Here is a 19457-nt window from a genome sequence, read left to right as displayed (position 1 = left end):
CATTTATTACTCTACCCAGTCCACCTTAAACAGTTCATTCGGTAAAACGGTTGCTCGTATATAACCAATTCATTGTTGACTTGCTTTTATTAATAGAGTTACTATCAAAGCCATGAATATGACGGCACAGCAATATTATTTTTACTTTTTTACTCCAAAGTTCTTGGGAGGAGCTGTGTTCGCTTAGAAAAAAGTAAATAGAACAACGCAAAAACCTCCCACTGGGAGGTTTTTTTTTGCCAAGAATAAATATGTAAATCAGTGAGATATCAAGATGAAAGAAGAAAGAAGTGCTCCATCAGGGGGAGTCAATAGCTTGAATAATCTGCGTCAGTCGATTGGGCGCCTTGATGAAGAGTTGCTCAAAATATTCGCTGAACGTCGCAAGCTGAGTCTTGCCGTGGCGGCGAATAAGTTGACCACCAACAAAAAAGTGAGGGATCAAGCTCAGGAAAAGAATTTGCTGACCAACCTTACCGCTAAAGGTCAACATCTAGGCATTGACCCTAGCGTCACTCTAAGCCTATTCCATAACATTATTGAAGACTCTGTGAGAAGTCAGTACGACTATATCCTTGAGAACACCTCTTCAGATTCACTAGAGCCTCTTACGCTCGCCGTCCTTGGAGAGCCAGACTCCTATAGCCACATCGCGGCCCAGCAACACTTTGCCACAAAAAAGCGTCGCTTTGAGTCAGAGTATTGTCCTAGTTTTTTATCGATCTTTAAAGCGATTGAGTCAGGCCGAGTCGATTTAGGCATTGTGCCGATTGAAAACACCACCGCGGGCAACATTACTGAGGTCTACGATTTACTGCTGGAGTACAAACTCAACATTGTTGGCGAAGAAAAGCTAAAGGTAAAACACTGCCTTGTCGCTACCCAAGGTGCCACCATCGATGACATTAAAGATGTCTACTCGCACCCACAGGCGATTGCTCAATGTAAGAGTTTCTTCAATGAGCATCCAAACATTAACAGTCACTTTAGAAGTAGCACCAGCTCTGCCCTTAAACTGGTTGCGGAGTATCAAAACCCTAGTATTGCAGCAATAGCCAGCGAACAAGCGGCTGAAAACTCTGGCTTGGAAGTTCTTAGTTACGGTATTAACAATTATCAAGAAAATTACACCCGCTTCCTGCTGGTCGCTAAAAAGACGATCGAAGTACCGAGTACAATACCCGCTAAAACGACCTTGACGCTACAGACACCTCAAAAGCCCGGGGCTTTGTTGGATTGCTTGCAGGTCTTTAAAAGCCACAGCATTAATATGACCAAGCTAGAGTCTCGGCCAATCCCGACCAAGCCTTGGCAAGAATTATTTTATATTGATTTCGAAGGTAACGCTTCTGATCTGATTATTGAAAAAGCACTTGTCGAACTGAAACAGATAGCTTCGGAAGTCACTCTGTTGGGCTCATACCCTATGCACGACATTTTAGCCACCAAGCTTGATCATCATGCACTTAGCAACCAGTTCAATAGGCTGTAAGAGGAACCTACTATGGCTCTAACACACAATACCATCAACAACGTCAATATCAATCGTCTCGACCTGTTGATGACACCAGAAGCACTTAAAATAAAGCTTCCTCTAACTGAGAAAGCTGCCAATACCGTAATTCAAGGCAGAGCTAGCATTCAAAATATTTTAGATGGAACCGATGAACGCACTTTAATAATCGCTGGCCCCTGCTCTATCCATGACTTAGATAGCGCAAAAGAGTATGCCAAATGTCTTAAGCGTCTCCATGACGAGTTATCTGATAAATTTTTTATTGTCATGCGAACTTACTTTGAAAAACCGAGGACCAATGTTGGCTGGAAAGGCTTAATTAATGATCCTAACATCGATGGCTCAAACGATATGAACCTTGGCTTGACCAAAGCACGAGAACTTTTGTCATGGATTGCAGAACTTGGATTACCCACGGCGACAGAAGCATTAGACCCTGTAACACCTCAATATATTGCAGATCTCATCAGCTGGTCAGCGGTTGGCGCTCGAACAACTGAGTCGCAAACTCACCGAGAAATGGCCTCCGGACTATCAATGCCTGTAGGCTTTAAAAATAGTACTGATGGCTCTTTGACCGCTGCTGTTAACGCCATTATCAGCGCCCAGTCACCACACACCTTTATCGGTATTGATAATGGTGGCCACACCGCCCTACTCCACACCAATGGCAACCCCTACTCACACATAATTCTGCGCGGAGGAAAACAGCCGAACTACGATGCCGATAGTGTGTCGCAGTGCATCGCTGATCTAAAGCAGGCTAATATTAAACCGCAAATTATCATTGATGCGAGTCATGGCAACTCCAGTAAAGATTTCACCAAACAGCCAGGTGTGGCTCGAGATGTCATGGCGCAAATTAAAGCCGGTAATACCTCGATTAAAGGCATTATGCTAGAAAGCCACCTTGTTGAAGGAAATCAAAAGCTTTCCAACCAGCTACAATACGGACAGTCAATAACCGACAGTTGTATCGGTTGGGAAACAACAGAAGAGTTACTCAGAAGCTTATAAATATAAAGCCGGCATAAGCCGGCTTTTTGCTAGTAATTAATGCATGAATACACCCATCAAGAGTCTGGGTATACTCTCGTTAGATTTTCCTCTTTAGTGGCCCCCTTCTCTTTATAGATAACGCCACCTTTCACCACCAAATCGACATGCTGTAGCAAGTTAATATATTTTAAGGCATCGCCTTTTACAGCAATGATATCTGCATATTTTCCCGGAACAATCGTGCCTAAGTCTTTATCAACACCCATGAATTTTGCAGGCCAATAGGTGGCAGCTTGTATCGCTTCCATCACAGGCACACCAAATTCATCAACCCAAACTTGCAGTTCATGCCATGTTGACTGGCAATGGAATTTCATGGGGATACCACTATCGGTACCAACCAGTAAAATCGCCCCACTATTACGCAGTTGATTAAACTTCGTCTTTAATGTTGGTTTACGTTTTGGAGTAAGCTGCATATAGTCAAGGCGCTCAGGATGCTGTATCGACTGCTCAATATCATCCACGGTCGCCTGAGAAAGTCCACGTTTCCAACAGTGATTATCAAGCTCTTCCGAGTTATCTCTCGTGTAGTCGTAATTCCACAACCCCTCGACAGTTGGAGTCCAGTAAAGCGGACCTCCACTAATCCTCCCTTTTGCGGTTCGCTCTTTGAGCATTGTCATAATATCTTCTGGATATTCAGGTGCAGTTGTGAGGCCTGTATGTTCAAAATTATCAATACCAATCTTTAGGCCAATTCTAATCTCGTCCGGTTTGTGTGAATGGCCCACCACCTTCATACCTTGTTTATGAGCCTCATCGACCACAGCTTTAGCATGCGACAAAGGCATAACATCATGATCAATAAGCTTAACAACGTCCATTCCAGCTTCTTTTAAGCGACGCACTTTTTGACGTGCATCACGCTCGCTGGATACTCCCCATCTAAATGCCTCTGTGCCTGGGTAAGGTTCGTGCTGAATAAATGGCCCCGACATAAACATACGAGGCCCACTTAAATCGCCATTATTAATAGCATCTTTTATTGCTTTGGATTCTTTTAGGGGAGCGCCTAAGTCTCTAGCACTAGTAACCCCAGCTAATAATAACTGCTCAGCAGAAGCTGGCATGATTTCACTGCCGAGCTTATTGATATAGGCTGTATCCCAATGTTTATAGTCTGCATGGCCATTAATCATCAAGTGGACGTGCATATCCCATAAACCAGGAAGCACCGTCATACCTTCTGTAGAGATGATTTGATAGCCATCAGGGATGGACACTTCTTTTTCAGTGCCGACGGCTACTATGCGCTCACCATTGACTAAAATGACGCTGTCATGAATCACTTTTCCGCCGGTACCATCAACTAACATACCGCCAACAAAAGCTTTTAATTGCTGCGCATTGCAAGAAGAAAACAAGGAAAACATTATGACAATAAATGCCAGTGTGATTTTCATAAACACCTCTTTGGGTTATAAGATTGTTTTAATCATCCTTTTTTCTATTTTTATCGTCCTTGAAAGGCAAAGACTCGCCTGTTACTGACTGTAGAGGAAGTGAATGTTTATCCTCTTCACTGACTATATTTAAATGCACGTCACGCTGCGGGAATGGAATCTCGATGCCATACTTTTTAAATGCAGTATCTAGCTCCCACATGTAGATACTACTAATTCGTGTAGGCCTGCGCACACCGTAGTGGGCAACCCAAACGAGCAACAGGAAGTTGACACTACTATCACCAAATTCGGTCAGCCAGACATCAGGCTCTTTTCCGGGAATATTTTTCAGGGTGTACTGAACATTGTTAGCAGCTTCAATCGCCGCCTTTTTTACAATTTCTTTATCGGTTCCATAAGCCACGCCAAATGGAATACGCACCCTTCGTGTTGACTCCTTCAAGGTCCAGTTTGTGACAATGTTGGTAACCATGTAAGAGTTTGGAATGATGACATCAATGTTATCGTTCGTATTGATTCGAGTGCTTCGGGTTTTGATTTCACGAACTTGTCCCGTTGTGCCGTCTTCTAATTCAATATAATCACCAACCTTCAGGGTTTTCTCAAACATGATGGTCAGGCCGGAAACAAAGTTGCTCACTAGGTTTTGCAGACCAAAACCGATACCAACCGATAAAGCACCAGCAATAAGTGTGAGGTTACTAAGGTTAAGCCCCAAAGCACTAAAGCCGGCAACGGCAGCGATAAAAATAATTAAATAATGTATCAGGCGGTGCAACAGGTATAAGGACGAGCTATTTTTAATCTTATGTTTTTTCTCAAAGCGGTGAACCAAGAAACTCACCAGCTTAGAAACAAGGTAACCTATTAGAATAATGAAACATAGGTTAATCAGCGGCAACAATGTTATCGGGCGTTCATTGATACTGAATAATGGCTTGTTAACCAGCTTTACAGTTGAGTCCCAAGCATCTTGAGTGAACTCTTTTACAGAGTCCCACGTTTTATTGAGTCCGGTTTGCTGGTTATCTTCAATGTCTTTTAGGAGCGATAGCAGCAACTCATTATCACTAATGGTTACACGAACATCCGACATGGCACGTAGAATTAATTGCGCTTTTTGACGTCGTTCATCCGACAGTTTCTGCAAGCTTTGCTTTTCGGCAGTCGTCTGTTGACGTAAATTGATGTCAGAAGATAGTAAAGTATCTCGAGCCAAGGTCTCTGCCTTCGAGATTTCCTGCTCGGCAAGTTTTATCGCACGCTCAGACCCAGCAATAAGATTTCGAAGCTCATCCAAGTCTGGCTTATCTTCCTCTTCGAGCTGCTTGATGTTCGCAAGCCTGTCCTGATCTTCAGCTCTTTGGAGCTTTAATAACACCTCATGATATGACAACAATGTTAGCGCCAAATCGAGTTTTAGGATCTCATAACTGGTAAAGCCAATACTGGTCTCCGAAATATCACGGCTCAGCTTAAGGTTTAACTGCTTTAAATCCTCGTCCAACTCATCTTTCTGTTTTTTTAATTCTGCGCGTTGTTCATCGGGGAAAGGCTCGAATGCAAGTCTTTGTCGAGCTTCTTCTAACGTTTTCTGAAGGCTTTCATACTCGTCATTTAAGCCACTCTCTCGAACTTCAAGATTATTGAGTAACTGCTCCTCAATCACCTTGCTGAGTTGACTGTTTACCCAGTTCAATACAATAGACAGTTGCTCAACACTTCCTGCGTCACTATTAAGGTATGACACTTTTAGGACATCTAATGTATTAGACGTTTGTTTAATGCTATCGCTGACTCGGCTGATTTCTTCCTGAGTTTGTTGAAGTAAAAAATCAACCTGCAAAAGTAGCTGGTTAAGCTCTAAGTAGTCTTGGACAGAGTAGGATTCTTGTAAGACAAGAGCTTTGGGTATATCAAGCTCATTCTTTTTTGCATATTTTAGTTTTTTGAACTCTTGAGCGAGGTTACGGATGATAGCGATACGCTCTAATAAATCACTTCTCTCCTCGCCTTCAATGTCATTGACCGCAGATTCTAGCTTACTAATAAACTGCTTAAATTGATTTTCAAACTTTTTAGCGTCTTCTAACTCTTGATACTGAGCCCACCAGCGACTGCTCATATCCCTGATGTTGGGTGTTTTATCTTTAGAGTCTTCTTCTTCGTTGTTAAGGAGATTAAGTGGGTCTTGACTGGAGGCGGCAAAAGACGAGGCTGGCGACAGACTAATGCCAAGGATGAATGTTAAAAGTAGTAGGCTAAAAAAACGTTTCATTAACTTAATTTGGATTCCTTAAGTTTAAGCTTTATATCAATTCTCAAGGCTTAGTGTACCACTTATGAATATAAATTATTCAAATTTAAGGGAAAGTTTTTATTTCCAATTCCTTGAAACTGCTGTGAAAAACACGCAATCATAAAAAAAGCTGCACAAGGCAGCTTTTTCATTAACTCATATATGTTTTTAATGCATCAGGAATATCTATTGTTCCATCTTCATTTTGATAGTTCTCTAGAATAGCCACCAGCGTACGTCCAACGGCGAGACCAGAACCATTCAAAGTATGAAGTAGCTCCGGTTTTCCTGTTTCAGGGTTACGCCAGCGAGCTTGCATGCGTCGCGCTTGGAAATCGCCAGTATTACTGCATGAAGAAATTTCACGATAAGTCTTTTGACTCGGCAACCAAACTTCTATGTCATAGGTCTTGGTCGCTCCAAAGCCAATATCCCCTGAGCATAGGTTAACTACACGATACGGAAGCTCTAGCAATTGAAGCACCTTCTCAGCATGCCCTATTAATTCCTCCAAAGCCTGCATCGAGTCTTGCGGCTTAGTCATATGTACTAGCTCTACTTTTTCAAACTGGTGCAGTCGGATTAAGCCCCGTACATCACGCCCATATGAGCCTGCTTCACTTCGAAAGCATGGTGTATGCGCTGTGAACTTAAGTGGCAAATCATCCGCTTCAACAATTTCGTCACGAACCATATTGGTCACGGGAACTTCAGCGGTTGGGATCAGGTAAAGCTGTTTACCATCTTGGTTTTTGCCTTGAGCTTTAAACAGGTCTTCACCAAATTTTGGTAACTGGCCAGTACCCATCAGGCTTTCTTCGTTCACCATATAAGGTACGTAAATTTCTTCATAGCCATGCTCTTTGCTGTGCAAATCAAGCATAAACTGAATCAAGGCACGGTGTAGCTTTGCAACAATCCCCTTTTTGACCACAAACCGACTGGCCGAAATCTTAGCAGCGCTAGCAAAATCGATGCCTCCAAGACCTTCTCCAATTTCAACGTGATCTTTAGGCTCGAAAGTAAACTCTCTCGGCGTGCCCCATCGGCGAAGTTCTTCGTTGTCATTCTCGTCTTTACCTTCTGGTACAGATTCATCCAACAGATTTGGGATACCAGCCAGCATATCATCAAGCTGAGTCATAACGTCGTTAAGACGCTCTTTTCCAGCATCAAGCTTTTTACCTAAGTTAGCAACTTGATCGAGTAAAGGCTGAATATCTTCACCACGGGCTTTTGCCTGTCCAATCGACTTTGAACTCGTATTACGCTCATTTTGTAATTCTTGTGTTTCTACCTGGATTTTTTTTCGTTCATCTTCCAGTTTCTGATAGGTAGCAACGTCCAACTCAAAACCACGTTTGGCCAAGTTAGCAGCTACAGCGTCTATGTCATTGCGTAATAGTTTAGGATCAAGCATTTGAATTTAACGGTTCCATGAATTATTAGCTCGACATTCTACCACCAAGCCAAGCGCCAACAAACACGAAAAGCATGCAAAGCACTAAATTTCCAAGAATATTCATGCCTGCTTTAAGCCATACCTGCTGTTGAAGTAAGTACATAGTTTCTAGCGAAAAGGTTGAGAATGTTGTCAGAGCACCTAAAAACCCAATCATAATGCCTTCTTTTAAGGTCATTGAGACTTGAGCATGTTGCCAATAACTGATCAAAAAACCAGCAACAAAGCACCCCACGACATTAGCAATTAATGTGCCGTATAAAAACTGCTCGCCCAATAACCATTGTGAAAAGTCTCGGATCTTGAAACGCAAAATAGCACCTAAAGCACCACCCAATCCAATCGCACCAATAACCGCCCAGCTCATCTTGCCCTTAGCTCCTCTTCAATGCTTCTTCGGTTCGTTGTCGCAACCATTCCATCTTCTCTGAGATTTTCTTCTCTAGCCCTCGCGGTACCGGCTGATAATACTCAACAGGTGACTTTTCCTCCGGGAAATAGGCTTGCCCCGCAGAAAATGCATCAGGTTCGTTATGATCATACCGATAGCCCTTCCCATACTCTAAATCCTTCATTAAATGCGTTGGAGCATTTCGAATATGCATCGGGACTTCGTAAGTCGGTTCGTTAGATACGTCTTTGCGCGCTTGATTATAAGCATTATAAACAGCATTACTTTTTGGCGCGCAAGCCAAGTAAAGAATAGCTTGAGCAATCGTTAGCTCTCCTTCAGGGCTGCCGAGTCGCTCTTGCACATCCCATGCATTTAAAGCCAAGGTTAAACCACGAGGGTCAGCATTGCCGATGTCTTCACTCGCCATTCTGACGACGCGTCGTGCCACATAAAGAGGATCACAGCCACCGTCTAGCATTCGGCAGTACCAGTAAAGAGCTGCATTGGGATCGCTGCCACGGACGGATTTATGTAAGGCTGAAATTTGATCATAGAAATGCTCACCGCCCTTATCGAAGCGACGTAATGACTGAGTGAGAGTTTCTTCTAAAATCTTGTTATTAACGACAGGCGCTTGATCATCATCCGCTAATGCCAGCTCTGATGCCAGCTCTAAGATATTGAGTAAACGCCTGCCATCACCATCGGCAGCTTGAACAAGAATCTCAGCAGCATCTTCCTCAACACTTAAATGAATACTTCCCAACCCCTGTTCTTCATCACTAACCGCACGCTGCAACAGTTGTCGAAGCGCTGAGCTGGATAAGTCTTTAAGAACGAATACTCGCGCCCGTGACAATAGTGCGTTATTTAATTCAAAAGAAGGGTTTTCAGTAGTAGCCCCAATGAAGGTGACGGTGCCATTTTCGACATAGGGCAAAAAGGCGTCTTGTTGGGCTTTGTTGAAACGGTGAACCTCGTCGACAAAAAGTAATGTTTGCTTCCCTTGTGCTTGGTATTGCTTCGCCTCTTCTACCGCAGCTCGAATATCCTTAACTCCAGCGAGAACCGCTGAGATCGTAATAAAATGTGCGTTAGAGGTATTTGCTATAAGTCGAGCTAAAGTAGTTTTGCCAGTACCCGGAGGCCCCCAGAAAATCATGGAGAATGGTTTTTTGGCTTCGATGGCTTGGTAAAGCGGTTTTCCTGGGGCTAATAAATGCTCTTGGCCCACATAATCCTCAAGTCGTTGAGGACGCATTCTGTCGGCCAAGGGGACATAAACATGTGAATCGTTAAAAAGCGGATTCTGCTGACTCATTAAAGCGGCTTAGTGGCTAAGGTTTATCCTTAGCATTGTCCGCGACTTTTTGGCGATTATCAATAACGTCAACACCTTCTGGGGGGGTAAAAACGAAGTGCTGCTGTTCAAAGTCGGGAGCTAAGTTAACATCCGTAAACTCAATCAACGTCGTTTGACCAAGGTTATCACTCACCTGTAGCGCTATAAGACTCTCGCCTTTAAATTCCATGAGTAAGCGTTCAAAGAGCGCGTCTTCAGCGGTAGAGCTTAATTGAAATAGTGTCGTATCATCACTGCTCGTCGTTATTTCGGCCACATTATAGTTATCCACGATATCAACCTGATCTTTGGTTAGGATCGCTGCAGGCGTTGTCTCTAAGCTCGCATCCAGCTCAGATACATTAATCTGCTCAATGTCGCGGTCAAACTGCCACAGACTCTTACCATCTGCCACAATTTCCTGCTCATAAGGATCCGTCACAACCCAGCGGAATTGCTTAGGCCGTTGTAACTCAAAATGGCCCGACGAGCTGTCTAACACCGTATTAAATTCGTCACGAATCTCTTGAGTGAAACTCGCCTTATAACTACTAATATTTTGCAACTTTTCTTGGAGCTTATGCGCTGCATCGGCTTGAACATTCAAACTGGCCAGTAGCAAGCTAAAGCCAATGGTTATGATTCTTACTGCATGTTCAAATAGTGTTTTCATATAAAACCTTTTGAGCCTTTATTGATTATTTACTGTTATACAGCCCTAAGACTGAATATGGACTTAATATTTAGCAGCAGATAATGAGTGTTTTTCAAATGATACTTGAGCGTTAGCGGCGCTGTAGATACGCGGCAAAAGATATTTTTCACGCGCAGTTTACAGATGGTAAATGAGCATTGGAAAATATCTTTTAACAAAGTAGCTACAAGTGAGCTAGCTCAAATTAATCCTTGGGAGGTGGCGGCGCTAAAACCTCCCTCGCCCCGTTACTCCCCATCTCAGACACAATCCCCGCAGCCTCCATCGCCTCAACCATACGTGCTGCTCGGTTATAACCAATCTTCAAACGGCGCTGTATACCCGAAATTGAAGCGCGGCGACTTTCTGTGACGATAGCGACCGCTTGATCAAACAATTCGTCTTGTTCACTGTCACCACCATCCATACCTGGCATACCCGGCACTGGAACTTCTGACGTTCCACTGATCACTTCCTCAATATAATCTGGCTCACCACGCATCTTCCAGTCTTCGACCACGCGATGAACTTCGTCATCATCCACGAAAGCACCGTGAACACGAGTTGGAATATTACTGCCGCCGGGCAAGTACAACATGTCACCCATGCCCAATAGTTGCTCCGCTCCGGTTTGATCAAGAACCGTGCGCGAGTCAATTTTTGACGATACTTGGAAACCAATTCGCGATGGAATGTTGGCTTTAATTAAGCCTGTGATAACGTCTACAGATGGTCTTTGTGTTGCCAGAATTAAGTGAATTCCAGCAGCACGTGCCTTCTGGGCTATACGAGCAATCAGTTCTTCGACTTTCTTGCCGACGATCATCATCATATCTGCTAACTCATCAATGACGATAACGATTGATGGAAGCTTGTCTAGAGTTGGTGGCTCTTCTTCTAAATCATCGGTCGGCTGCCATAAAGGATCTTTAATCGGCTCACCGGCTTTAATCGCGTCTTTAACTTTTTTGTTAAAGCCTGCTAAGTTTCGAACACCTAACGCCGACATTAAGCGATAACGGCGCTCCATCTCGCCGACAGACCAGCGCAAAGCATTGGCCGCATCCTTCATGTCAGTGACAACCTCACAAAGCAGATGCGGAATTCCTTCGTAAACGCTTAACTCAAGCATTTTAGGGTCAATCATGATCATGCGTAAGTCTTCTGGCGATGACTTGTAGAGCATACTGATGATCATGGCGTTCACACCCACCGACTTACCCGACCCCGTAGTACCAGCAACCAGTAAGTGCGGCATTTTCGCCATGTTCACCACTACAGGATTACCCGCGATATCTTTACCGAGAGCCATACTCAACGGTGATTTAGACTTTTCAAACTCATCACACGCCAATACTTCACGTAAACGTACTATCTCTCGACTTTCGTTTGGAATTTCAATGCCAACATAGGTTTTACCCGGAATGACTTCGACAACACGAACCGAGATGGTCGATAACGAACGCGCTAAGTCTTTAGCGAGGTTCGAGATTTTACTGACTTTGACACCCGGAGCCAGCTCAAGCTCAAAACGGGTAATCACAGGACCTGGGTGCACTTCCATGACCTCAGCGTCGACGTTAAAGTCTTTAAGCTTCAACTCCACCAAACGTGACATCGCTTCCAAGGCTTCTTCTGAGAAGTGGTTCTTTGGTGGTTCAGGCTCGTCGAGTAGCTCCATGGTTGGTAATGGACCCTCGCCCGCACCTTCAAACAACGGCTTTTGTCGTGTTTTCTTTTCAACTTTTGCGCTTGGTGGGACTGAAGCTACCTTTGGCTCAATTTTAACGGGCTTACGAGTTTCACGTTTTGTCTTTTCCTGTTTGATAGCTTCTTTACGCTTCACCACCACCTGCTTAACTTCTTTCTCTTCTTTCTTCTTTTCTTTGAAAGACGCGTACCAGTCTTTTAAGTTGTTAAGGGTAGTGATCGTCCAACGACCAACGGCGTCCATAATTTTCAGCCAAGAAATTCCCGTAAAAAGAGTGACTCCTGACAAGAATAGCGCCAATAAAATTAAGGTCGTACCATACAAGCCTAGCGAGCCAATAATAAGGCCAACAATCGCTTTACCGAGAATCCCCCCTGAGAAGTAGACGATATCCGTTTGCTCATGACAAACCTCTAGCCCAGAAACGCAGCGATCACCAAAGTGCTGATATAACAAGCCAGCGCCAGTAATAATAGCGATAACAAGACCAGCACTCTTAATCAGCCAAAAGCTTTTAGGGTGTGAGATTTCTTCACTACGCTCGGCATAAACCAGATAGCCAAAATAAGCTACCACCAACGGAATCAGATACGCAAAATAGCCAAACAAATGTAAAAAGAAGTCAGCGAACCAGGCGCCACCTTTGCCCGCAGCGTTTTGCACAGGCGCACCGCTACCGTTGGTAAAAGAACCAGGGTCATTCGGGTTATAGCTCAGCAACGCCAATAGTAAGAACAAAGCAATAGTGACCAGAATGATCATTCCGCCTTCGCTAAGTCTTTTACGGAGTATGGCTTTTGAATCTAACTGAGTATCTTTTTTCTTTGTTGCTGCTTGTTTTGTTTTAGTTTTACTCAAAATATTATCCTAAGTATTCTCTATCACCATTCTAATCGAAGTTACAGCTATCTCAAGCATCATCATGCAAAAACGCTAATAAGATCTTAACAACCACTAATCATTTGATTTCTGGTCAGATATTGGCAATAAGCTGGTCTCTTTAACCTCTTCCATAACCATGTATGAACGCGAGGCTCTAACCCCCGGCAAGGTTAACAAGGTTTCCCCCAGCAGCTTTCGGTATTCTTGCATATCGCCAACCCGTGCTTTTAATAAGTAATCGAAATCACCCGATACTAAGTGACACTCCAAGATTTCGGGAATGTTAGCCACAGCATTATTAAACTCAGTAAACATATGTGGTGAGGTATGCATCAAACGAATTTCAGCGAAAACCAATAACGAGACAGACAGCTTTTTTGGATTAAGCTTTGCTAAATATCCCTCAATAAACCCATCGTTCTCTAGCCTCCTAACACGCTCCAAACAGGGAGTCGCGCTAAGCCCGACTAGCTTTGCTAACTCAACATTAGAGATCCGACCATTGGCCTGTAATTCACGTAGAATTCGGCGGTCGATTCGGTCTAATATCTGCTTACTGGCACTTTTTACTTTCACAGAATAAAAACAATGTTTTTTGAATTAATAAAGATACTTATACTATAAAAAGCCAAACATTAGCAAATAAAACTGATAAAACAGCACTATAATAGCGATTTTTACTGCCCCAGAAAGGGCTTAATTTAACCGTCAATTTGGAGCTATATTATGTTGATCGGTGTACCTAAAGAAATCAAAAATCACGAGTACCGCGCCGGTATGGTACCTGGTAGCGTTCGTGAAGTTATCGCGCATGGTCATGACGTTATTGTTGAAACAAATGCTGGTAGCGGCATTGGTTTTACGGATGAAGATTATGCAGCGGCTGGTGCAACAATCGTTGATACGGCTGAAGAAGTCTTCGCAAAAGCTGAAATGATTGTGAAAGTCAAAGAACCTTTAGCAGAAGAACGAAAGCGTCTGCGTAAAGATCAAATTCTATTCACTTACCTTCACTTAGCTCCAGATATGCCTCAGACGCAAGACTTGGTTAATTCAGGCGCCGTTTGTATTGCTTACGAAACGGTAACCGGTCGTACCGGCGGTTTACCGCTGTTAGCTCCAATGTCAGAGGTTGCTGGCCGCATGTCGATCCAAGCTGGCGCACAATGCCTTGAGAAATCTCGTGGCGGTTTAGGCATGTTGCTTGGTGGCGTACCAGGCGTATCGCCAGCAAAGTGCGTTGTAATTGGTGCTGGTGTTGTGGGCAGTAACGCCATTCGCATGGCTGTAGGCCTAGGCGCACGAGTAGTTGTGCTTGACCGTAATGTTGACGCTCTTCGCCGTATTACCGCTGAGTTCGGTTCGCGTGTTGAAACGGTATTCTCAAGCCAGGAATCTCTTGAGCAAGAAGTAACAACTGCTGACTTAGTGATTGGTGGCGTTCTAATTCCAGGTGCAGCAGCTCCAAAGCTTGTGACTGAAGAGATGGTTAAAAACATGAAGCCAGGTTCAGTACTAGTAGACGTTGCAATTGACCAAGGCGGCTGTTTCGCTACCTCAAAAGCAACGACACACGCAGAACCAACATACATCAAGCATGATGTGGTTCATTACTGTGTCGCTAACATGCCGGGTGCTGTGCCACGTACATCAACATTTGCATTGAACAACGTGACTCTACCCTACATTATTACCATTGCTAACAAGGGTTATCACGAAGCACTTGCTCGTGATCCGCACTTGTTGAATGGCTTGAATGTGTATAAAGGTCAAGTGACTGAGAAATCAGTAGCAGAAAACTTAGGGTTTGAATACGTTGATCCGAAAGATGCCTTAGAAATTAGTTACGATACTCTGTAAGTGACATTTGTGATTAAAAAGCCGCTCGACTGAGCGGCTTTTTTGATTAGACATTGAGCAAAGCGGCTACCACCATAATAACGCAGATGATGAAAAAGCATGTTTTCATTAAACCGAAACTCGACTCGCTAATCACTCGGTTCTGGTCTTCGCTCGAATTTAAACTGTCATCAAACATCTGAGCATCTTCTTCCTCGACAAAAGTGGCACTCCCCCACTCCTCAACGATCGCCTCAGCTTGGCTCACATCCTCATCATTCACCCAAACTTTAACATTCCCTATCGCTGCGGCTTCACCTACAGCACCTTGCATGTGAGCGCCACGGACTTGTGCAAAGATACCGTTATTATTTAAGAGATCAGAAATAAGCTGCGCATCAACTGCGTCCTCTGCATGATAGGCTATTTTCATAGGTTGTTTCCCTGCTTGATGATAATGAGTAACACGATGATTTAATCACAAAACGTCACATTAAAAAAGAATTCAGAACGACAGCCTATATTTTTTATTTAATAGTCTCATTACTTCAATGAGTTTGTTGTAGGCATAAAAAAAGCCGCTCAACTGAGCGGCTTTTTTTGAAACGTTTAAAGTATAAATTATACTTTAGTAACGTTAGCAGCTTGAGCGCCTTTAGGGCCTTGCTCGATTTCGAACTCAACCTGTTGGCCTTCTGCTAAAGTTTTGAAACCGTCACCTTGAATAGCGCGGAAGTGTACGAATACATCTTCACCAGCTTGTTGTTCGATGAAACCAAAACCTTTAGACTCGTTAAACCACTTAACTGTACCAGTTACTTTTGACATGTTTTTCTCCAAAGCCAATTGCTTTAAATTAATGTTTGCGTCGTAAACCCCCTTTGGGTCACTAACGCGGGTGTTACTGAGATAAAAACGGCATTAACTTAGATAACAAATAGCGGTGGTACGACAGTTAGTGGATAAAAGCCTAAACTTTTTTACACTAGGGTGTAGCATCGAACATATGTATCTTTCGTGTTAGCTGTTATTTTAACCAGCGTGTGTAGAATACTATATACGGCTAGGATGTAAAGTATTATTTTATATATTCATACAACTGTCACCTTTTTAATATGACTGCAAAACTCTTTTATTTTCATGATCCTATGTGCAGTTGGTGCTGGGGGTTTGCGCCAACTTGGGAGCGCTTACAACAGCTCTGCCATAAGCATTTTTCTGAAGACTTGGAGGTGGACTTTATTCTTGGCGGTTTAGCGCCAGACTCTGATCAGCCCATGCCCTTGTCGTTACAACAGACACTTCAAAGTTATTGGCATCGAATCGAGAAACTCCTCGGCACCGAGTTTAATCATGATTTTTGGACATTATGCCAGCCACGACGTTCAACCTACCCCGCCTGTAGAGCGGTCATAGCCGCTTCTAATCAGGGTGCTGGACAACTGATGATCAGCGCTATACAGGAAGCCTATTACTTGAAAGCAATGAACCCTTCTGACATTGACACCCTCATACAGCTGGCTGAAAAGCTGGTATTGAATACTAAACAGTTCAAAGAGGATCTTTGCTCAGACGAAACTGAGTCCGAGCTAATGAAGCAGATAGCACTCTATAAACAATTATCTTCAAGAGGGTTTCCGTCATTGGCGCTACTGATCAATGACTTGTTATACGAGATACCAGTGGATTACAAACACCCACAGGCAATGTTTGATATGATAGATGCATACCTGAAGAATCATAAGTAAAGGATCTTCGATGGCACAAGCGGACAATAAAACCAAACCTAACGATCAGTCTGTGGGGGATTTTCTCAATAGGATTGAGCATGATCAAAAGCGCGCCGACAGCTTTGAAATTCTCAAGCTCATGCAAGAAGTCACAAAGGAAGAACCTAGAATGTGGGGAGACAGCATAATCGGCTTTGGTGAATACCATTACACCTATGCCAGCGGTCGCGAGGGTGATTGGTTTTTAGTCGGCTTTTCGCCACGAAAGCAAAATTTAACGCTTTATATTATGGCAGGAATGAATCGATACCCCGACCTGCTCGAAAAACTTGGCAAGCACAAAGCCAGTAAATCATGCTTATATATCAATAAATTAGAGGATGTAGATAAGAAAGTGCTTAAACAAATGCTCAGGAAGTCGGCAGCATACACGAAGAAGCATCAGTCAGGATGCTAAACTCGAAAAACCCTAATGGGCTTTTCGCTCCAACTCATTGTCAGCAACCTGTCGAAGCAACGCATCAAACCAGATTTCTCTGACTTTTTCCGCATCTAAGCCATATAAAGAGGCATCATTAGCGACCTGTTGGATCACTTCATCGATGTCTTTATCGGTTTCGTAGCTGTTGTCAAAAGTATCGTTGTTCATAATTCGCACACATATCTGATGTAGTTTTAGAGTAACGCTTATTTGCATTATTTTCAATGCGGATTTGCATTACCACTAAACCCACTTGTGTCCCCTTGAAGTCTTCAACCTATGGCTCCATAGAATAACGTAATGAATAAAAGGTTTATTTATTGCTAACAAATACCTACAATTTAGCCCAAATTGTTATAAATACTTTAGAACTTCGGAGATAACGACCTATGAGCGATACGCGCCATATAAAGTGCTTAATTCTTGGTTCAGGCCCAGCAGGCTATAGTGCGGCAGTCTATGCAGCACGAGCAAATCTAGAGCCAGCCATCATCACAGGTATCCAGCAAGGTGGGCAGTTAACCACCACCACTGACGTGGATAACTGGCCAGGCGACAACGAAGGTGTTCAAGGTCCTGACCTTATGATCCGTATGCAAAAGCATGCTGAGCGCTTTGGTACAGAGATGATCTTTGATCATATTAATGAAGTCGACTTAAAAAATAAGCCCTATACGCTTAAAGGCGATAGCGGCACTTATACTTGCGACTCGCTAATTATTTGTACAGGCGCATCAGCCAAGTATTTAGGCTTACCGTCTGAAGAAGCCTTTATGGGAAAAGGTGTTTCAGCCTGTGCGACTTGTGACGGTTTCTTCTACAAAAACCAAAAAGTAGCCGTCATCGGTGGGGGTAACACTGCGGTTGAAGAAGCTTTATATCTGTCGAATCTAGCCAGCGAAGTCCATTTGATACACCGTCGTGATGAACTTCGAGCAGAAAAGATTCTTCAAGACAAGCTCTTCGAAAAAGCAGAAAACGGTAATGTTGTCTTGCACTGGCATCGTACGCTTGAAGAAGTTGTCGGTGATGACATGGGTGTTACGGGCCTGCGCATGAAAAGCACCAAGGATGACTCTATTGAAGAACTAGAACTCCAAGGTGTTTTTATTGCCATTGGCCATAAGCCAAATACAGACATTTTCGAAGGCCAGCTTGAGATGAAAGATGGGTATATTCAAGTACAAAGCGGCCTAAAAGGTAATGCCACAGCTACTTCTGTTGAAGGTGTGTTTGCTGCAGGAGACGTTTCTGACAACGTTTACCGCCAGGCAGTCACCTCAGCCGGTACAGGCTGTATGGCAGCTCTTGATGCAGAGAAGTTTTTAGACCAATAAAAAATTTTCAAGCAATCAACTCAAAAAAGCCCAGCGTTTGCTGGGCTTTTTATTGACTACTGACTTAGCTAACGATTAAGCGTACTGCTTAGCTAGCTTCATCCAGTTAAGTTTTTGCTCTTCAAGCTTGAGTTTAAACTGTTCGTAATTCTCAATCAGATGAGCTTTTTCTTCCGCTATTTCATGAGCGATGTCGGCTTTCTTAGACTCCAACCATGCCTTCTTCGCTTCATAGAACTCAGTCATATTCAGTACCAACTGATCATATTCATGATGAAGCTTTTGCATAATTTCTTCTGCATTTGGCAAGTGAGCCGTCTTCTCTTTTGCTTTTAATAGCAAGGTCTGGGCTTTCGCTCGCTCAATCTTATCCTTTGACACCACTTTTAAGTTCTTTGTCACACCGACCCAGCTGAATGCTTTAATCCACCATTTTGATGGATCGAAGTGCCACCAGCTAATGCCATTACGGTAGTCGTACTGGAACTTATGATGATAATTATGGTAACCCTCACCACCAGTCAACACCGCTAAAATAAAGTTATCACGCGCTGAGTTCTCTTCGGTGTAAGGACGAGAACCCCAGATGTGAGCTAGAGAGTTGATAAAGAAAGTCAGGTGATGCGACCATACTAAACGGAACACACCGGCGACTAGCATCATCTCCCAGAAGATACCGTAGGCAAGCCCTAACAGCGCTGGAACCATCACATTGGCACCAATGCTTAATAACCAGTAATGTTTGTGCTGGAACATCACAATTGGATCACGCTTTAAATCAGGACAGCGATCATACTGCTCGTCGTAACGGAGTTCATTTCGACGCTTTAGAATCCAACCAATGTGTGAGTGCCAGAAGCCTAAGCTCGCTGAGTAAGGGTCTTTCTCATCATGATCCACATGCTTATGGTGTATACGGTGATCTGACGCCCAATGCAGCGCACTGTTTTGCAACGCCAAGCAACCGCCGAACGCTAAAATGCCTCGCAAGAAACCGTTCGCTTCATAAGCTCTGTGCGACCATAAGCGATGGTAACCCATTGAAATTGACGTGCTAGAGAATAGCCATAGCCCCGTTGCCCATAACCAGGTAGACCAATGGAAGCCATATTCAAAGCCATACCAAGGTACGACGGTTACAGCAATCAGAAAACTCAAACCAAAAAAGATGATATTAGGCCAAATTAGGCGACCTTTTTGGGGTGATTGCTCGTGTGAATGGGGTTGAGTTGCAGACATTTACTTACCTCTTTATTACAGCGTACACTTGTACGCTTAAATCTTTGCACAGTATATCTATAG

18 protein-coding genes are annotated in these 19457 nt (G+C 43.5%); 6 read left to right on the top strand and 12 right to left on the bottom strand.

Going from position 1 to position 19457, the window contains the following annotated elements; genetic code table 11:
* Positions 1-274 precede the first annotated feature (274 nt).
* Positions 275-1492, top strand: a complete 1218-nt coding sequence (pheA, locus tag ABD943_RS00165) for a prephenate dehydratase (RefSeq protein ID WP_345291181.1) — start codon at positions 275-277, stop codon at positions 1490-1492.
* 12 nt (positions 1493-1504) lie between these two features.
* Positions 1505-2533: a 3-deoxy-7-phosphoheptulonate synthase gene (locus ABD943_RS00160; RefSeq protein ID WP_345291180.1), complete on the top strand. Its 1029-nt coding sequence runs from the start codon at positions 1505-1507 to the stop codon at positions 2531-2533.
* A gap of 56 nt (positions 2534-2589) precedes the next feature.
* On the opposite strand, the gene ABD943_RS00155 is transcribed toward ABD943_RS00160, so the two are convergent.
* The 8 genes from ABD943_RS00155 to lrp all read right to left on the bottom strand — a co-directional run bounded on the left by ABD943_RS00155 (position 2590) and on the right by lrp (position 13344).
* Complete coding sequence (locus tag ABD943_RS00155; RefSeq protein ID WP_345291179.1) at positions 2590-3981, bottom strand: amidohydrolase family protein; 1392 nt, start codon at positions 3979-3981, stop codon at positions 2590-2592.
* A gap of 28 nt (positions 3982-4009) precedes the next feature.
* Positions 4010-6262 carry a mechanosensitive ion channel domain-containing protein gene (locus ABD943_RS00150; protein WP_345291178.1) on the bottom strand — a complete coding sequence of 751 codons (2253 nt, stop codon included), beginning with the start codon at positions 6260-6262 and terminating at the stop codon, positions 4010-4012.
* A gap of 172 nt (positions 6263-6434) precedes the next feature.
* A complete protein-coding gene (serS, locus tag ABD943_RS00145) occupies positions 6435-7703 on the bottom strand; it encodes a serine--tRNA ligase (RefSeq protein WP_345291177.1) in 1269 nt (422 codons plus the stop codon).
* 25 nt (positions 7704-7728) lie between these two features.
* Entirely contained in the window at positions 7729-8112 is a 384-nt protein-coding gene (gene crcB / locus ABD943_RS00140; protein WP_345291176.1) for a fluoride efflux transporter CrcB, read from the bottom strand.
* A gap of 7 nt (positions 8113-8119) precedes the next feature.
* Positions 8120-9460 carry a replication-associated recombination protein A gene (locus ABD943_RS00135; protein WP_345291175.1) on the bottom strand — a complete coding sequence of 447 codons (1341 nt, stop codon included), beginning with the start codon at positions 9458-9460 and terminating at the stop codon, positions 8120-8122.
* 16 nt (positions 9461-9476) lie between these two features.
* On the bottom strand, positions 9477-10154 hold the full coding sequence (gene lolA, locus ABD943_RS00130; RefSeq protein ID WP_345291174.1) for an outer membrane lipoprotein periplasmic chaperone LolA: 678 nt from the start codon (positions 10152-10154) through the stop codon (positions 9477-9479).
* Between the two features lie 226 nt (positions 10155-10380).
* Complete coding sequence (locus ABD943_RS00125; RefSeq protein ID WP_425559448.1) at positions 10381-12744, bottom strand: DNA translocase FtsK; 2364 nt, start codon at positions 12742-12744, stop codon at positions 10381-10383.
* 96 nt (positions 12745-12840) lie between these two features.
* The gene (gene lrp / locus ABD943_RS00120; RefSeq protein WP_345291173.1) at positions 12841-13344 is read right to left on the bottom strand and encodes a leucine-responsive transcriptional regulator Lrp; all 504 of its coding nucleotides are present in this window, start codon (positions 13342-13344) and stop codon (positions 12841-12843) included.
* A gap of 150 nt (positions 13345-13494) precedes the next feature.
* Between lrp and ald the strand changes: the two genes are divergently transcribed.
* Complete coding sequence (gene ald / locus ABD943_RS00115; protein ID WP_345291172.1) at positions 13495-14628, top strand: alanine dehydrogenase; 1134 nt, start codon at positions 13495-13497, stop codon at positions 14626-14628.
* Between the two features lie 46 nt (positions 14629-14674).
* Here ald and ABD943_RS00110 read toward each other — a convergent pair whose 3' ends face one another.
* Positions 14675-15040: a putative signal transducing protein gene (locus ABD943_RS00110; RefSeq protein WP_345291171.1), complete on the bottom strand. Its 366-nt coding sequence runs from the start codon at positions 15038-15040 to the stop codon at positions 14675-14677.
* Positions 15041-15228: 188 nt separating this feature from the next.
* Positions 15229-15435, bottom strand: a complete 207-nt coding sequence (locus ABD943_RS00105; protein WP_046561259.1) for a cold-shock protein — start codon at positions 15433-15435, stop codon at positions 15229-15231.
* Positions 15436-15722: 287 nt separating this feature from the next.
* Between ABD943_RS00105 and ABD943_RS00100 the strand changes: the two genes are divergently transcribed.
* Together ABD943_RS00100 and ABD943_RS00095 are read left to right on the top strand one after the other, a co-directional pair.
* Positions 15723-16355 carry a DsbA family protein gene (locus tag ABD943_RS00100; RefSeq protein WP_345291170.1) on the top strand — a complete coding sequence of 211 codons (633 nt, stop codon included), beginning with the start codon at positions 15723-15725 and terminating at the stop codon, positions 16353-16355.
* Between the two features lie 10 nt (positions 16356-16365).
* Positions 16366-16794 (top strand): DUF1801 domain-containing protein, encoded by a 429-nt coding sequence (locus ABD943_RS00095; RefSeq protein WP_345291169.1) that lies wholly within the window; start codon positions 16366-16368, stop codon positions 16792-16794.
* A gap of 12 nt (positions 16795-16806) precedes the next feature.
* Here the strand turns inward: ABD943_RS00095 and ABD943_RS00090 are convergent, their stop codons facing one another.
* Positions 16807-16986, bottom strand: a complete 180-nt coding sequence (locus tag ABD943_RS00090) for a hypothetical protein (protein WP_345291168.1) — start codon at positions 16984-16986, stop codon at positions 16807-16809.
* A gap of 221 nt (positions 16987-17207) precedes the next feature.
* On the opposite strand from ABD943_RS00090, the gene trxB reads away from it, so the two are divergent.
* A complete protein-coding gene (gene trxB, locus ABD943_RS00085; protein ID WP_345291167.1) occupies positions 17208-18155 on the top strand; it encodes a thioredoxin-disulfide reductase in 948 nt (315 codons plus the stop codon).
* 75 nt (positions 18156-18230) lie between these two features.
* On the opposite strand, the gene ABD943_RS00080 is transcribed toward trxB, so the two are convergent.
* On the bottom strand, positions 18231-19394 hold the full coding sequence (locus ABD943_RS00080) for an acyl-CoA desaturase (RefSeq protein WP_345291166.1): 1164 nt from the start codon (positions 19392-19394) through the stop codon (positions 18231-18233).
* Positions 19395-19457 lie beyond the last annotated feature (63 nt).

Origin of the sequence: Kangiella marina, assembly GCF_039541235.1 — a bacterium.
Lineage (GTDB): Bacteria > Pseudomonadota > Gammaproteobacteria > Enterobacterales > Kangiellaceae > Kangiella > Kangiella marina.
Note: the sequence above shows the minus strand (reverse complement) of the source record. Positions and strands in the feature narration are given on the sequence as shown.

Excerpts from the sequence above, each read along its gene's own strand:
- ABD943_RS00160 (WP_345291180.1), top strand. The coding sequence starts at position 1,505 with ATGGCTCTAACACACAATACCATCAACAACGTCAATATCAATCGTCTC.
- serS (WP_345291177.1), bottom strand. The coding sequence starts at position 7,703 with ATGCTTGATCCTAAACTATTACGCAATGACATAGACGCTGTAGCTGCT.
- ABD943_RS00080 (WP_345291166.1), bottom strand. The coding sequence starts at position 19,394 with ATGTCTGCAACTCAACCCCATTCACACGAGCAATCACCCCAAAAAGGT.
- ABD943_RS00110 (WP_345291171.1), bottom strand. The coding sequence starts at position 15,040 with ATGAAAATAGCCTATCATGCAGAGGACGCAGTTGATGCGCAGCTTATT.
- crcB (WP_345291176.1), bottom strand. The coding sequence starts at position 8,112 with ATGAGCTGGGCGGTTATTGGTGCGATTGGATTGGGTGGTGCTTTAGGT.
- ald (WP_345291172.1), top strand. The coding sequence starts at position 13,495 with ATGTTGATCGGTGTACCTAAAGAAATCAAAAATCACGAGTACCGCGCC.
- ABD943_RS00150 (WP_345291178.1), bottom strand. The coding sequence starts at position 6,262 with ATGAAACGTTTTTTTAGCCTACTACTTTTAACATTCATCCTTGGCATT.
- lolA (WP_345291174.1), bottom strand. The coding sequence starts at position 10,154 with ATGAAAACACTATTTGAACATGCAGTAAGAATCATAACCATTGGCTTT.
- ABD943_RS00155 (WP_345291179.1), bottom strand. The coding sequence starts at position 3,981 with ATGAAAATCACACTGGCATTTATTGTCATAATGTTTTCCTTGTTTTCT.
- trxB (WP_345291167.1), top strand. The coding sequence starts at position 17,208 with ATGAGCGATACGCGCCATATAAAGTGCTTAATTCTTGGTTCAGGCCCA.
- ABD943_RS00100 (WP_345291170.1), top strand. The coding sequence starts at position 15,723 with ATGACTGCAAAACTCTTTTATTTTCATGATCCTATGTGCAGTTGGTGC.
- ABD943_RS00135 (WP_345291175.1), bottom strand. The coding sequence starts at position 9,460 with ATGAGTCAGCAGAATCCGCTTTTTAACGATTCACATGTTTATGTCCCC.
- pheA (WP_345291181.1), top strand. The coding sequence starts at position 275 with ATGAAAGAAGAAAGAAGTGCTCCATCAGGGGGAGTCAATAGCTTGAAT.
- ABD943_RS00090 (WP_345291168.1), bottom strand. The coding sequence starts at position 16,986 with ATGAACAACGATACTTTTGACAACAGCTACGAAACCGATAAAGACATC.
- ABD943_RS00105 (WP_046561259.1), bottom strand. The coding sequence starts at position 15,435 with ATGTCAAAAGTAACTGGTACAGTTAAGTGGTTTAACGAGTCTAAAGGT.
- ABD943_RS00095 (WP_345291169.1), top strand. The coding sequence starts at position 16,366 with ATGGCACAAGCGGACAATAAAACCAAACCTAACGATCAGTCTGTGGGG.